The sequence below is a fragment of the Vibrio sp. B181a genome (assembly GCF_030248375.1).
GTDB classification, from domain to species: domain Bacteria; phylum Pseudomonadota; class Gammaproteobacteria; order Enterobacterales; family Vibrionaceae; genus Vibrio; species Vibrio campbellii.
In genome coordinates this window covers 45,329-59,255 of sequence record NZ_JAHGAD010000007.1, presented here as the reverse complement: position 1 = coordinate 59,255, position 13,927 = coordinate 45,329, and the positions used below count along the sequence as shown (strand labels likewise).

Genomic DNA, 13,927 nt, shown 5'->3' with positions numbered 1-13,927 from the left:
CATGAAATGTTCTAGAAGAAACTTCCTCGCCGGCAGCGGCGCGTTGATATTGACCACAGGCGTTGCAGGCACTTCCATTGTTAGCTCCTCTCTTTATGCCAGTGATAGTGAGCAAGCAAAGCGTATGGGAATGGTTCACGATGAGAACGCCTGCATTGGCTGTACTGCTTGTACCGATGCTTGCCGTGAAGTGAACAACGTTCCTGAAGGCGTAACGCGACTTAAAATTCATCGCAGTGAACCGATTGGCGAATTCCCAGATGTGGAATACCAGTTTACTCGCGAATCCTGTCAGCACTGTGATAACCCACCATGTGTGTACGTTTGTCCAACAGGCGCTGCATACAAAGATGAAGCGACAGGCATCGTGGATGTACACAAAGAGAAATGTGTCGGATGTGGTTATTGCCTTGCTGCTTGCCCTTACCAAGTGCGCTTCTTTAATCCCGTCGATCACTCTGCGGATAAATGTAACTTCTGCCGTGATACCAATCTAGCGCAAGGTAAGCAGCCAGCTTGCGTGGAATCTTGCCCAACAAAAGCACTCATCTTTGGTGATTTAAATGACCCAACTAGCGAGGTGAGCAAAGCTATCGAAAGCCATGTTGTCTATCGCGATAAATCGCATTTAGGTACGCAACCTAAACTGTACAAAATTCCGCATAGCAAAGGGGAGGTGTCATCATGAACGGCTTCGAAAGTGCATTCCACTTTGACTCGTTAGTCTGGGATTGGATCATCGCGATTTACTTATTCCTTGCTGGGATGTCAGCAGGTGCGGTGATGATTTCTATCTATTTAAAACGCAAAGTGATTGAAGGTGATCCCGCAAACAATGGCATCATGAAAGCAATGGCTTGGCTAGCACCGTTTGGCATCATTGCCGGCCTCGTAATTTTGATTTTCCACTTAACTAAACCGCTCGAGTTTTGGAAGATCATGATTTACTACAATCCGACTTCCGTGATGTCGATGGGCGTTATTTTGTTCCAAGTGTACATGATCGTGTTGTTTGTCTGGATCGGCGTTGTCTTCCGTCATCAAATCATCAGTTTCTGTGAAGGAAAGCTTCCGAGCAAACTGTTGGATTTTGTTGATAGCATCTTGATCAAGGCGGGGAAAACGAACAACGCCATTGAATTGTTCTTGGGTTTCCTAGCTATCGTACTTGCTGCTTACACGGGCTTCTTATTGTCCGCGTTGAAGACCTATCCAATGTTGAACAACCCAGTGCTGCCAATCTTGTTCCTGTTCTCAAGTTTGTCATCTGGTGCTGCTGCTTGTTTGATGTTTGGCATCTTGGTGTTTAAAGAGTCGACCAGCAGTCCAAGTGTATCTTGGGTACATGGGTTTGAACGTCCAGTAGTATTGTTCGAGCTGTTTGTCTTAGTGACCTTCTTTACAGGGCTTATTTTTAGTGGCGGTCAGAATGAGGTTGCCGCTTGGAATGCTATTTCGAGTGGATTCTGGGCTCAATGGTTCTGGGTTGGAGTAGTGTTCATCGGCATGATTACGCCTTTGACTCTCAATTGGTTGACGCCTTCAGAAGTGCGCCACAAAGGCAGTTATGTTTTTGTGGTGACGACGCTAAGCCTTGTTGGCGTACTTATGCTGCGCACTTTCATTCTCTATGCCGGTCAAATGACCATAGTGTAAGGGGGAAAAATGGAGGCTGAGCTAGGGTTTTTCTTACTGATATTGGTGGCTGTAACATCCACTTGTGCATCGCTGCTACATTGGATACGTCGCGCCCTAGGTAAGAAGGCGACATTGCCGCATCAAGTCGCGATGTCCCACATCATTAGCTTAGCTTCCATCATTTGTTTAATACTTCTGATCGTCTGTTTTGTGCAAGACAACTTCGCGCTGGAATATGTTGTGACACATTCCAACAGTCAACTTCCGGTGGCGTTCAAAATTGCTGCCGCTTGGGGCGGACATCAAGGCTCCATGTTGTTTTGGGTCGTCACCTTGAGTTTTTGGGCGTCGTTTATTGCTTTTAAGTCGCCGCTTAACGCTCAATATACCAGTGACTGTCTTGGTATCATGAACGTTCTGATTGCGACGTTTGCGTGGTTTACGTTAATGACCTCTAACCCGTTCGAATATGCCCAAGTATTGGTGTCGGAAGGGCGAGATCTAAACCCAATGTTGCAGGATGTTGGGCTTATCATTCATCCTCCGTTGCTTTATTTAGGTTATGTCGGCTACTCGGCTATATTAGCTTTTGCGTTAGCGGCTCTTTTAAGTAAACAACCGATGAGCGATTGGTATACGGTTGCTCGTGGCGCTGCGTTTTTTGCATGGGGAATGCTCACAGTTGGGATCTTAGTTGGCTCTTGGTGGGCCTACAATGAACTCGGTTGGGGCGGCTGGTGGTTCTGGGATCCTGTCGAAAATGCTTCTTTGCTTCCTTGGCTTACCGGTACTGCTTTGTTGCACAGCGGTGTTGTCGCAACACGTAACAGAGGCGCAATTTGGAGCACCTATGCACTAGCGTTTGCTACGTTCAGCCTAAGCATTTTAGGGACATTTGTAGTGCGCTCTGGTGTGCTGACTTCAGTGCATGCGTTTGCGGTTGATCCGACTAAAGGTTTGGTATTACTTGGCGTGTTGAGCCTGCTTGTCATCATCACTTTTGGCGTATTGATTTTGCGAGGAGAACAACTTTCCCGTTTCAAACTTCAATCTTTAGTCAGTCGAGCTTATACCGCATACATCGCTATTGGCTTGCTCGTTATTGCAACAGCCATTGTTTTCCTTGGTACTTTCTACCCAATGGTTTATCAGTTACTTGGGTTGGGCAACATTTCGGTCGGGGCGCCGTACTTTAATAGTCTCATCTTTCCGGTGAGTGTATTGGCTCTTGTGGCTCTTGCTTTTATGCCCACATTGAAGTGGATGAAGGGGACCAGTTCATGTGCTTACCGAGACGTTCTGATTAGTATTACGGTATCTACAGTCTCTTGCATCGGATTTGTGCTCGCAGTAGACGTGCTGCATGTTGAAGTGTTACTGATGATTGCATTAGCGACTTGGGTTGCCGCGGTACATTTAGTCATGCTATGTCGCAGTGAAAGAAAGAGTCAATTGATGCCGATGACGCTCGCTCATATCGGTTTTGCATTGGCAGCAAGCGGGGCTGTGCTCAACAGCCACTACTCTTATGAATATAATTTACGCGTTGAGCCCGGTAGCTCGCTCCATAGGGCGGGGATCACCATCGATTATCATGGTATCGAGTGGCTATTAGGTCCTAACTACACCTCTGAGCAAGGGCAAGTCACCTTACGCTTGGAAGATGGGAGTGCCCTCAATTTCAAACCGGAAAAGCGCCACTATCCTGTACGGGTAATGAACATGAGGGAGCCTGCGATTCGTTCATTATGGCATGGTGATTACTACGTTACATTGGGTGATAAAGTGGAAACCCATGCTTATGCAATCAAGGTTCAGTACCGTGCCGGTATTTGGTGGATATGGTCAGGCGGATTATTAGCAGTGTTTGGTGCGCTAATGATAGGTGTAAAGAGAAGGAGAGAAGCTATCCATGAGATCGAGAAATTCGCTTAAACTCGCAGGTCTCGTTGCGGCCGTCGCTGTGTTTTCGGCTGTGACCGCGATTGGGTTATCTGAGCGACCAAATGTAGAATTGTCCCAACAGCGAAATTTAGAGGTTCCTAATTTTAGTTCAGAATCTTTGATGTCTGGTGAGATGATTTCGCAACAGTTACTCAAAAGTGACGGATATAAATTATTGAATGTTTGGGCATCTTGGTGCGGAGTATGCAAACGAGAGCACGAGGAGCTATTGCAGCTATCAGAACTCGGTGTACCTATCGTTGGACTTAATTACAGAGACCAAAAACAAGCTGCACGCGAATATTTGAGCTCCAAACGAAATCCATATATTGAAGTGTTCAGTGATCCAAATGGAAAGCTCGCTGTTGAACTTGGTGTGATTGGAACACCTGAAACCTACTTGATTGATCAAAATGGTCGTGTGTTGATCAAATATCGTGGGGAGTTAACAGCAGACAAATGGAACGATATATTTTCAGGATATTTGAATGTTTCGATTTAATCATCTTCTCTTGAGTTTAATGGTGTTTTTGTTATTTTCTCCGCTTACAAAGGCGGGAGATTTACAACAGAATGTTGATCTGTTTGAGTTTCATTCTATTGAAGTGCAACAGCGCGCAACCTCGCTAGCCAAGACTTTACGCTGTCCGCAATGCCAGAACCAAAACTTGGTTGAATCCAACGCACAGGCGGCAAAAGACCTGCGTTTAAAGGTGTATACGATGGCGAATGAGGGCAGTTCAAACCAAGAAATAAAGGACTATCTCGTTGCTCGTTATGGGAATATTGTTCTATATCAGCCGCCATTTAATTATTCCACTGCGCTACTGTGGATCTTTCCGCTGCTATTTTTGATCTTTTTTTTCTTATATTCGATCCGAATGGTAAAGCGTAATTAATGTGACCACTATTCCACTATTAGAAATAAATTGTGCACATAACAAGCAGAATGTTATCATTTTCCCGAATTTATGAAGGCTTCAGTGAATATCAGACCATAAAAATTGAGCTGGAGAAGTAATAAAGAACGAATAGGTGTACGCAGTGGATTCAGTTATATCGCAATTAAAAAAGGACTTTTATTCGCAGATTCGTGCGTTCCAGTCACCGAAGCTGCCACAAGTCACTTCGACTCTCGCCGTTTTAACCGACGAGGAAATTCAAGAACTCGAAGCCGTTTGGATTGAGCTTGCCGTATGGAAGCGCAGTCAAACGCATTAAAATCAAACGCTTTATCGACGCATTCGAAACCCCAGGCAAATTTGTCTGGGGTTTTTTATTGTAGTTAGTTTTAAATGTTATATTATAACAATTGTAGAGTCGGCCAGCGGGTTTCATCTTCTAGGATTTCCAGCTTGTCACAATAAGAATAGGGCTCGTTGTGATCTCAACATTGAAAAATGCGGTATCAATCCCCATAGTTGAAGAGCAAATGAGAGCAATCCCATGAATGCGATAACGAAAATGCATCAAGCAATAAATCGAGTGAGTGTAGATATGGCGGAAGTACGAGCCAGAGTAGATTTTAAAGTCGGGGCAAAAAGTAACATTGATGCCGAAATCCTGTCTTTCCATGGTCTAAAGACAGATAAAGAGCATGTTGCGATTATCTTCAAACAAGCGGACCAGACACAGGAAATGCCTTTAGTTCGTATGCACTCTGAGTGTTTGACTGGCGATGTTTTCCACTCTTCACGCTGTGACTGCGGCGAACAATTAGAAGAGACCATCAACCGCATGGGCGAGTCTGGCGGCATTATCCTTTATCTTCGTCAGGAAGGCCGTGGTATCGGGCTTTACAACAAGATCGACGCGTACCGTTTACAAAGCCAAGGCATGAACACGTACGAAGCAAACAATCATTTGGGCTTCGACGACGACCTACGTGATTTCACGGAAGCGGCGCAAATGTTAGAAGCATTGGGTGTGAATAAGATCCGCCTTGTGACAAATAACCCTAAGAAAATTCGCGAGCTGTCGGAATACGGGATTGAAATCTCAGAAGTTGTCAATACGTCTGCCCACATCAAAGATGGTAACGAAAGCTATCTTAAGGCGAAAGTTTCTCACGGGAAACATCACCTAAAGGTTTAACCCTAAAGACAAAACTGACAATAAAACATTCTAAAAGCCTCATTTTTATGAGGCCTTTTTTGTATCTGGAGTTGCAAATAAATTGTAAATTTGTATTATCTCGGGACTAAAAGTGCAAATAAGAATAATTAGCACTACTAATACGATAATTAAAATGCTCAACAAGGATGCTTCAGATGAATGCAAAAACAGTTTTAGTCCAATCTATTGCTGCATCACTTCTCATTGCCAGTGGTTCTACGGTTGCTGCTACAGTAACTAAACAACAAGTTGTCGAACATTATGCAGACGTGGCGCACGCTGTGTTTGCCGATTCTTTAACGACTGCTCAAACGCTCGACGTAAAAATTGACGAATTCCTAAAATCGCCATCAGCGAAGAAGCTTGAAGAAGTAAAACAAGCTTGGCTAGATTCTCGCGTACCTTACCAACAGTCTGAAGTTTTCCGTTTTGGTAACGCGATTGTTGACGATTGGGAAGGCCAGTTAAACGCGTGGCCACTTGATGAAGGTCTGATCGACTACGTAGCGGCTGATTACCAATACGAACTAGGTAACGAAGGTGCGGCTGCAAACATCGTAGCAAACACTAGCTTACAGATTGGTGCTTCTAAGCTCGATGTTTCAAAAATTACGCCAGAGCTCATTGCAGACTTGAATGAAGTGGGCGGCTCTGAGGCAAACGTAGCCTCTGGTTACCACGCAATTGAATTCTTGCTTTGGGGTCAAGATCTTAACGGCACAAACGCAGGTGCAGGTCAGCGCGCCTATACAGACTTCGTTGTCGGTTCTGAGTGTACGAATGGTCACTGTGACCGTCGTGGTGAGTACCTGAAAGCGGCAGCCGATCTACTGGTTCAAGACCTAGAGTGGATGGAAAAGCAGTGGTCTGCAGACGTGAAAGGTAACTACCGTGAAGAGCTACTAAATGACTCAGCGGATAACGGTTTGCGTAAGATGCTATTTGGTATGGGTTCTCTTTCTCTAGGTGAGCTAGCGGGTGAACGTATGAAAGTAGCACTAGAAGCGAACTCTACAGAAGATGAGCACGATTGTTTCTCAGACAACACGCACAACTCTCACTACTACAATGAGCAAGGCATCTACAACGTTTACACCGGTACCTACAAAGGCGTAAGCGGTAAAGAACTGTCTGGCCCAAGTATTGCTGACCTTGTAGCTCAAAAAGACAAGAAAGCAGCGGAAGAGATTCAAAAGCAGTTTGATACAACACGTAGCCAAGTCGGTGAGCTAGTGACTTCAGCAGAGAAGAGCAACCAGCATTTCGACCAGCTAATTGCGGCGGGTAACGCGCAAGGTAACGCACTAGTTAACGACACTATCATGTCACTGGTAGCACAAACTGGTGCTATTGAGCGTGCGGCGAACATTGTCGGTATCGACAGCCTAAGCCCAGATACTGCTGACCACGAGTTCTAATAAGAAAACCATAATAAATAAGGGCTCTTTGTGAGCCCTTTTAACGTTTGAGCTCGTTGTTATCACCCTTGTTGTATATGTAGAGAAATGATATGAAGCCATACCTAATTTCAGCGCTAGCCGCGATCCTTTCTTCTTCTGCCATGGCTTACGATGTTAAGTCTGGTGGCAAAACCAGTGTTAAAAAAGACGGCGCAAACGCCTATTCTCTTCCCGCTGCTAACTTACCAATGAGTAAGCGTCTTGATTTCAGCGTGGGCAACAGTTTTTTCCGCAATCCTTGGGTGCAAGCACCAGCATCGACAGATGCTCGTGATGGCTTAGGCCCATTGTTCAACACCAATGGCTGCCAGAACTGTCACATCAAAGATGGCCGTGGTCATCCCCCTGAAAAAGATGACTTACATGCGGTGTCTATGCTGGTGCGCTTGAGTATCCCCGCAATGACGCCAGAACAAAAGACAGCGTTCATCAAAGACGGTGGCATACCTGAGCCAACTTATGGTGGCCAGCTTCAAGATTTCGCACTGCAAGACCAAACGCCAGAGGGCAAAATCGAAATCACTTATACCGATGTGCCAGTGACATTTAAAGATGGCACGACAGTGACGCTGAGAAAGCCGCACCTAAACATTACCGATTTAGGGTATGGCGACATGCATCCGGATACTGAATTTTCAGCGCGTGTGGCGCCACCAATGATCGGCCTTGGCTTGTTAGAGAGCATTCCAGACGAAACACTGTTGGCTTGGGCTGATGAACACGATGCCAACAAAGACGGCATCTCAGGCAAAGCAAACAAGGTTTGGGATATTGAGAAGGACGACTTCTCGATTGGCCGTTTTGGGTGGAAAGCCGGACAGCCGACGCTAATGCAACAAAATGCCGCGGCATTCAATGGCGATGTGGGTTTGACGAGCCATTTATTCCCGAATGAAAACTGTACCTCGAATCAAACCATTTGTGACGACATGCCAAATGGCGGTAAGCCGGAAGTGAGTGAGAACATTCTCGACTTTGTGGAGTTTTACAGCCAGCACCTAGCAGTGCCAATTCGTCGCAATGTGAACGATCCTAGTGTGAAACTTGGTCAGAAAATTTTTGCTACTTCTGGTTGTGAAAGCTGCCACAAGACCAGTGTGAAAACGGCCAAGCGACCAGAGTTGCCAGCGCTTTCTGAGCAGTTAATCCACCCATACACCGACATGCTTCTGCATGACATGGGAGAAGGCCTAGCCGATAACCGTCCTGAATACTTAGCAAACGGCCGTGAATGGCGAACGGCGCCACTATGGGGTATTGGTTATACCGAAGAAGTTAACGGACACACTTACTTCTTGCATGATGGTCGCGCTCGTAACTTGATGGAAGCGGTATTGTGGCACGGCGGTGAAGCGGAAACCGCTAAACAAAATGTTTTAGCTCTGAACAAAAAAGAACGTGATGCTCTCATAGCGTTTCTGAACTCTCTATAAGGACCCAACCATGAAAAAGACACTGTTAGTGAGTGCGATTGCCTCAGCGTTAAGTTTGGTTGGTTGCCAATCGACAACGGGAACAACCCCGGCCAAGCCTGAGAGTACCAGCCATATTTCGCAAAATGTTTACGAAGTGGAGTTTAACGCTGCACAGGCATTTTTAGCGCAAACGGGTGAACTAGAGCGGAGCTTCGCAGATTACTGCGCTTTAGAAACGAAAGAAGATACACAAGTAAAACAGCAGTGGCATCAAACCATGCTTGCATGGATGGCATTGCAAGGACAGGAGCGTGGTCCTGCGACGGCATTAGAGCAAAGTTGGAATGTTCAGTTCTGGCCAGATAAAAAGAACACCACTGGTCGTAAAATGTCTATATTGACGAAATCTGCCCAAACTTGGAGTGCCGAAGGTATCTCTACGCAAAGTGTCACCGTGCAAGGTTTAGGCGCATTGGAATGGCTGCTTTACGATCAGGCATCGACTTTATCTAGTAACAGGAATGCCTGTGCGACGGGGGTTGCGATTGCAGAAAACCTCGATAACAAAGCGCAGATCATCGCGGATTCTTGGGCAGAAAACCCGTGGAAGTCGTTAGAGATGACGGAATGGGAATCTGAGTACATTTCACTGCTCTCTAATCAGCTTGAATACAGCATGAAGAAGTTGAGTCGCCCATTGGCGAAGATTGGTAAGCCTCGTCCTTATTTCTCTGAATCGTGGCGTTCAGAGACGTCACTTTCGAACTTAAAAGCGAACCTTACTGCAATGGAAGCGCTCTATTTGGCCGACGGTAACGGTCTAGATGCGCTATTGAGAGAACAAGGTCATGCGGATTTAGCTGATCGTGTGGTTCACCAGTTCGAGATGGCGTTAGATACATGGCCGGAAGATAAGAGCTTGTTTGCCGCACTGCAAACAAAAGAAGGCTATCGGATGGTGCTAGCGCAATACAACAAACTAGAGCAATTAAAGTACTTGATCCACGAAGAAGTGGCGATCGAGCTTGGCGTGGTTATAGGATTTAATGCAACTGATGGTGACTGATCAAACCCGCCGAACCTTACTGAAAGCCGCTCTTTTCGGAGCGGCGGTTCCTGCTATGCCATTTGGTTGTGCTTCCACAAGCTCTCGTGAGCCTGCGTTGATCGGCTGTTCTATTATCGGCCGAGACAAATACGCGGCGGTGGTGGCCGATGAGCATGGCATGCCGCTCTCTTCGCTGCCTATTCCTGCGCGGGGTCATGGCGTGGCGACAAACCAGCAAGGCCATGCCGTGGTTTTTGGTCGACGACCTGGCACCTTCTTTATGGTGTTTGATTATCGCTCAGAGCAAATGATCAAGCTGCAACTGGCAAAACCGAATCGCCATTTCTATGGCCATGGTGTTTACTCTCATGACGGCACGTTGCTATTTGCGACAGAAGGAGAGAGGGGAACAAGCCGGGGGATCATTGGTGTTTATGATGTGCAAAAGCAATATCAAAAAATCGATGAGTTAACCGGTTTTGGTCTAGGGCCTCATGAAGTGATCATGATGCCTGATGGTGCACTTGCCATTGGCGTTGGCGGCGTACATACCAATGGTCGTCAACCGCTCAACCTTGATACGATGAAGCCAAGTTTGAGTTACTTGTCTCAACAAGGTGAGTTATTGGATCAAGTCTCTCTACCGGATCATAAGCTGAGCATTCGTCACTTAGCTCACGACGGTACGGAGACGGTACTTTGTGGTCAGCAATATCGTGGAGAACCGGATGAGTATCCAGCATTGATCGCCATGCACACCCGCGGTGGTGAGATGCAAGATCTACAAGCAGAGCCTGAAGAGTGGGCGCGATTCAATCATTATGTAGCGAGTATTGCTGCAACCGATGAATGGATCCTAGCCACTTCGCCACCGGGCAGTTGTTACGGGATTTGGTCCAAATCGACGGGTAAATTGGTAGAGTTAAGTGCCTTACCTGATGCTTCAGGTGTGGTGATCTACGGTGACGAGTTTCGAGTCAGTTCTGGGGCGGGTAAAGTGGTTGAACAAAGGCCTGTGGAGTCTAAAAATACCTTTGCTAGTGGTGTGCAGTGGGACAACCATTGGTCCAGAATTATTTAGAAAGATCATTGAGTAATCGTTTATTGAGAGTATTGTTGTCGTTTTCGTCTGCAGATTCTTAATTTTAAAGCTGCAACACGTGAGATATTTGCCATACTTTTTTAATGGCATGTGACGGAAGGATCGTTTCAGTGATTGCTAGATTTCTTATGATAACGGCACTTTTGGTGCCGTTTTGCAGCTTTTCAACCGTAGTTTCTCTTGATGCGTCTGCACAAACAGAGCAAGAGGGCGCGGTCGAAAAGCTCTCTGTTGAGAAGATGATCCATTACCCGGAGGTCATCGATCAACTATATCAAAGCACAAATTATCGTCTAAATTGGGAAAATGAAGATGATGTTGCGCAGCTCATTTTCCAAATGGAGCTGGTGGCATTAGCAGATGTAACCCAAGAGTTTGACAATCAACTGCGTCGTATAGAACAAGTCCGTGAACAAGGTGATGAGCTCGATTTTGATCTTGTCATGACCGACTCCTTGCTTATGTACCTTTCCTATCTTGAGCAAGTGCCGGTAGAAGGCATCAACTGGTTATTTGCCAACAAGGTTCACGTTAAGTTTCCTGCACCAAGTATTGAAACCTTGTCGTTGTTAAGCAATGAAATTACGGTCGGTAAACTGGATCAGTTTCTTACCGATCTACGTTCTCCATTGCAGATGGACGAATCATTCAATACCGCTTTTTCTTCACTATCGACGTACGCAAAATTTGAGTTTCCTCTTTACCAACAAGATCAAAGGCTAGCGCGTGTAGGTGATGAGCTGTTTGATAAGTCTAGCTTGATCGCTCGAATGCAAATTGTTGGTGTTGAAGTGGGGCATTTGGATACTGAAACCACGCTGTATGATGAAAACCTCGAGTTGGCTGTGATGGAGTTTCAGCGTATTCACGGTTTGAAACAAGACGGCATTATCGGCCCAAATACTTTGCGCTGGATTAACTTCTCACCGCAGCAGCGCTTACATTCATTAGCATTAAACGCCGAGCGCTCTCGTATCTGGTCCAAAGAGCGTGACAATGTGGTATTTGTCAATGTACCTGGATATGAAGTGACGTATTGGCACGATGGCCAGCCACTGTTTGAATCTAAAGTTGTGGTAGGGAAGGCGTCACGCAAAACCCCAATCATGACCGGCACTATGGATTCTGTCATTCTAAACCCGACTTGGAATGTGCCTTGGAAGATCATGGTGAAAGACATTATCCCCAAGGTAAAACGCAACCCAATGTACCTGATGGAGCATAACATCCAGATCATTCGCTCTTGGACATCACGAGAGATCATCGATCCAACGACTATCAACTGGGCTACGGTAAACCCAAGAACATTCCCTTATCGCATGAGACAGTCTTCTGGGTCCCACAATGCGTTGGGTCTGTATAAATTCAACATGCCGAACCCACAAGCGATCTACTTGCACGACACGCCAAGTAAAAACCTGTTCAATCAGGATCGTCGAGCGTTTAGCTCAGGCTGTGTACGTGTTGAGCATGCCGATCAATTAGCGGAGCTACTGTTTAAGACGCAAGGTCTTGAAGAGCGATTAGCGAAGAAACGTCAAAGTGGTCGCCGCTCAAATACTTCTGTACCACTGACTGAACGTATTCAAGTGCACATTATTTATCAAACCGCTTGGTTAGAAGAGGGCACCTTGTACTACCGTGATGATATTTATCAATATGATCATCAAGGGTGAGGTTCGTCCTTAATTTAAAAAAATTTACAATTCATAAAATCTGGTTCCTGTTCAATAAGTAAACAGAAAATCCAGCCCAAAAGCGACAAGCCGGACCGATTTATGCATTTGACGCATCAAATTGGTTTCGGTAATGTCCGCTGCTCGTACAGTAATTGAGCAGTATTTTCTAATGGTAAGTCGTAATTTTTCTCGTCGTGATTTTCTTAAAATGACCGCTGGTGGTGTTGTGGTTGCTTCAACCATGCCGTCTGTGTCTTGGGCGTCATTACCCGACGAGCCTCGTGTGCTTGCGATGAATAACCTCAATACTGGTGAATTACTTGAATCGTGTTATTTCAACGGTTCGAGCTACGTAGATGAAGAACTAAAGCGTCTTGATAAGTTCTGCCGTGATCATCGCCGTAATGAAGTTCATCCAATGGATCGACGTTTGTTCGACCAAATCAGCCAAATTCAAAAACTGATCGGTACGGAAGCTGAAGTGATTGTGATTTCAGGCTACCGCTCACCGGTAACCAACGCGTCCTTGCGAAACAGCTCTTCCGGTGTTGCCAAGAAAAGCATGCACATGGAAGGAAAGGCGATCGATTTCCGTTTAGATGGCGTAAAGCTGTCGACTGTCCGTGAGGCGGCACTGAGCTTAAAAGCGGGTGGGGTAGGTTATTACCCGCGTAGTAACTTCGTCCATATCGATACCGGTGCCGTTCGCTCTTGGTAACCGCGCTCTAAGCGGTTGTTTTTCCCGTTAGACAGCCGCTATTCCCCGATGTGCAAAGCTTGAAGTCGCTAGGGCTTAGTGTCATAGTTGCGGCAGTTTTCATGCAAATTTATTCGGTATAGGTTATCTATGGCTCTGAAATACCAAGTTGTTCCAGTAACATCTTTCTCTCAAAACTGTTCTATCGTCTGGTGTGATGAAACCATGAAAGGCATTGTGGTTGATCCAGGCGGTGATGAAAAACAGCTTGCGATGCTTATCAAAGAGCTCGGTGTTGAAGTCGTGAACTTAGTGCTAACACATGGTCATTTGGATCACGTGGGTGGCACAGAGCCACTGTCTGCACTGCTTGGTGGTACTGAGATTGTTGGCCCTCACAAAGCGGATAACTTTTGGTTACAGGGCCTAGAAGGTCAGAGCCAAATGTTCGGCTTTCCACTAACAGAAGCGTTTGAACCGCATCAATGGCTGGATGAAGGTGACAAGGTCACTTTTGGCAATCAAACTCTGAATGTTATTCACACTCCGGGCCATACTCCGGGTCACGTTGTGCTTTACAGTGAAGAAGCGCGTTTGGCGTTTGTTGGTGATGTTTTGTTTAACGGCAGCGTTGGTCGTACAGACTTCCCACAAGGTGATTTCAACACGCTCATTAGCTCTATCAAAGAGAAGCTATGGCCACTAGGTAATGATGTTACTTTTGTCCCAGGCCATGGCCCGCAATCAACGTTTGGCCACGAGCGAAAAACGAACCCATTCGTTGCTGACGAAATGCCGCTTTACTGAGCCACTAGCAAAGGCATCGATG

14 protein-coding genes are annotated in these 13,927 nt (G+C 46.0%); all 14 read left to right on the top strand.

Going from position 1 to position 13,927, the window contains the following annotated elements; translation table 11 throughout:
* Position 1: 1 nt before the first annotated feature.
* The 14 genes from nrfC to KIO97_RS02200 all read left to right on the top strand — a co-directional run bounded on the left by nrfC (position 2) and on the right by KIO97_RS02200 (position 13,905).
* Entirely contained in the window at positions 2 to 688 is a 687-nt protein-coding gene (gene nrfC / locus KIO97_RS02265) for a cytochrome c nitrite reductase Fe-S protein (protein WP_285380806.1), read from the top strand.
* Entirely contained in the window at positions 685 to 1,656 is a 972-nt protein-coding gene (gene nrfD / locus KIO97_RS02260) for a cytochrome c nitrite reductase subunit NrfD (protein ID WP_285380805.1), read from the top strand. The genes nrfC and nrfD overlap by 4 nt, the downstream gene beginning before the upstream one ends.
* 9 nt (positions 1,657 to 1,665) lie before the next feature.
* Positions 1,666 to 3,573 carry a heme lyase CcmF/NrfE family subunit gene (locus tag KIO97_RS02255; protein WP_285380803.1) on the top strand — a complete coding sequence of 636 codons (1,908 nt, stop codon included), beginning with the start codon at positions 1,666 to 1,668 and terminating at the stop codon, positions 3,571 to 3,573.
* Positions 3,551 to 4,084: a DsbE family thiol:disulfide interchange protein gene (locus tag KIO97_RS02250; protein ID WP_285380802.1), complete on the top strand. Its 534-nt coding sequence runs from the start codon at positions 3,551 to 3,553 to the stop codon at positions 4,082 to 4,084. Before KIO97_RS02255 ends, KIO97_RS02250 begins: the two co-directional genes overlap by 23 nt.
* Positions 4,071 to 4,481 carry a cytochrome c-type biogenesis protein CcmH gene (locus KIO97_RS02245; RefSeq protein WP_285380800.1) on the top strand — a complete coding sequence of 137 codons (411 nt, stop codon included), beginning with the start codon at positions 4,071 to 4,073 and terminating at the stop codon, positions 4,479 to 4,481. The genes KIO97_RS02250 and KIO97_RS02245 overlap by 14 nt, the downstream gene beginning before the upstream one ends.
* 145 nt (positions 4,482 to 4,626) lie before the next feature.
* On the top strand, positions 4,627 to 4,803 hold the full coding sequence (locus KIO97_RS02240) for a hypothetical protein (RefSeq protein ID WP_005430632.1): 177 nt from the start codon (positions 4,627 to 4,629) through the stop codon (positions 4,801 to 4,803).
* 225 nt (positions 4,804 to 5,028) lie between these two features.
* Entirely contained in the window at positions 5,029 to 5,676 is a 648-nt protein-coding gene (gene ribA, locus KIO97_RS02235; protein WP_012128311.1) for a GTP cyclohydrolase II, read from the top strand.
* A gap of 176 nt (positions 5,677 to 5,852) precedes the next feature.
* On the top strand, positions 5,853 to 7,115 hold the full coding sequence (locus tag KIO97_RS02230; RefSeq protein ID WP_285380798.1) for an imelysin family protein: 1,263 nt from the start codon (positions 5,853 to 5,855) through the stop codon (positions 7,113 to 7,115).
* A 92-nt stretch (positions 7,116 to 7,207) separates the two neighbouring features.
* Positions 7,208 to 8,590, top strand: a complete 1,383-nt coding sequence (locus KIO97_RS02225) for a di-heme oxidoredictase family protein (RefSeq protein ID WP_285380796.1) — start codon at positions 7,208 to 7,210, stop codon at positions 8,588 to 8,590.
* 10 nt (positions 8,591 to 8,600) lie between these two features.
* Entirely contained in the window at positions 8,601 to 9,638 is a 1,038-nt protein-coding gene (locus KIO97_RS02220) for an imelysin family protein (RefSeq protein WP_285380795.1), read from the top strand.
* Positions 9,619 to 10,701: a DUF1513 domain-containing protein gene (locus KIO97_RS02215; protein WP_285380794.1), complete on the top strand. Its 1,083-nt coding sequence runs from the start codon at positions 9,619 to 9,621 to the stop codon at positions 10,699 to 10,701. Before KIO97_RS02220 ends, KIO97_RS02215 begins: the two co-directional genes overlap by 20 nt.
* A gap of 104 nt (positions 10,702 to 10,805) precedes the next feature.
* Positions 10,806 to 12,398, top strand: coding sequence for a murein L,D-transpeptidase (locus KIO97_RS02210; protein ID WP_285380793.1), 1,593 nt, complete (start codon positions 10,806 to 10,808; stop codon positions 12,396 to 12,398).
* 172 nt (positions 12,399 to 12,570) lie between these two features.
* Positions 12,571 to 13,119, top strand: a complete 549-nt coding sequence (locus tag KIO97_RS02205) for a DUF882 domain-containing protein (protein WP_005430622.1) — start codon at positions 12,571 to 12,573, stop codon at positions 13,117 to 13,119.
* 129 nt (positions 13,120 to 13,248) lie between these two features.
* The gene (locus KIO97_RS02200) at positions 13,249 to 13,905 is read left to right on the top strand and encodes an MBL fold metallo-hydrolase (RefSeq protein ID WP_285380792.1); all 657 of its coding nucleotides are present in this window, start codon (positions 13,249 to 13,251) and stop codon (positions 13,903 to 13,905) included.
* Positions 13,906 to 13,927 lie beyond the last annotated feature (22 nt).

Coding starts and splice junctions, on each gene's coding strand:
- KIO97_RS02245 (WP_285380800.1), top strand. CDS start 4,071: ATGTTTCGATTTAATCATCTTCTCTTGAGTTTAATGGTGTTTTTGTTA.
- KIO97_RS02250 (WP_285380802.1), top strand. CDS start 3,551: ATGAGATCGAGAAATTCGCTTAAACTCGCAGGTCTCGTTGCGGCCGTC.
- KIO97_RS02210 (WP_285380793.1), top strand. CDS start 10,806: ATGGCATGTGACGGAAGGATCGTTTCAGTGATTGCTAGATTTCTTATG.
- nrfC (WP_285380806.1), top strand. CDS start 2: ATGAAATGTTCTAGAAGAAACTTCCTCGCCGGCAGCGGCGCGTTGATA.
- KIO97_RS02215 (WP_285380794.1), top strand. CDS start 9,619: ATGCAACTGATGGTGACTGATCAAACCCGCCGAACCTTACTGAAAGCC.
- KIO97_RS02200 (WP_285380792.1), top strand. CDS start 13,249: ATGGCTCTGAAATACCAAGTTGTTCCAGTAACATCTTTCTCTCAAAAC.
- KIO97_RS02255 (WP_285380803.1), top strand. CDS start 1,666: ATGGAGGCTGAGCTAGGGTTTTTCTTACTGATATTGGTGGCTGTAACA.
- ribA (WP_012128311.1), top strand. CDS start 5,029: ATGAATGCGATAACGAAAATGCATCAAGCAATAAATCGAGTGAGTGTA.
- nrfD (WP_285380805.1), top strand. CDS start 685: ATGAACGGCTTCGAAAGTGCATTCCACTTTGACTCGTTAGTCTGGGAT.
- KIO97_RS02220 (WP_285380795.1), top strand. CDS start 8,601: ATGAAAAAGACACTGTTAGTGAGTGCGATTGCCTCAGCGTTAAGTTTG.
- KIO97_RS02225 (WP_285380796.1), top strand. CDS start 7,208: ATGAAGCCATACCTAATTTCAGCGCTAGCCGCGATCCTTTCTTCTTCT.
- KIO97_RS02230 (WP_285380798.1), top strand. CDS start 5,853: ATGAATGCAAAAACAGTTTTAGTCCAATCTATTGCTGCATCACTTCTC.
- KIO97_RS02205 (WP_005430622.1), top strand. CDS start 12,571: ATGGTAAGTCGTAATTTTTCTCGTCGTGATTTTCTTAAAATGACCGCT.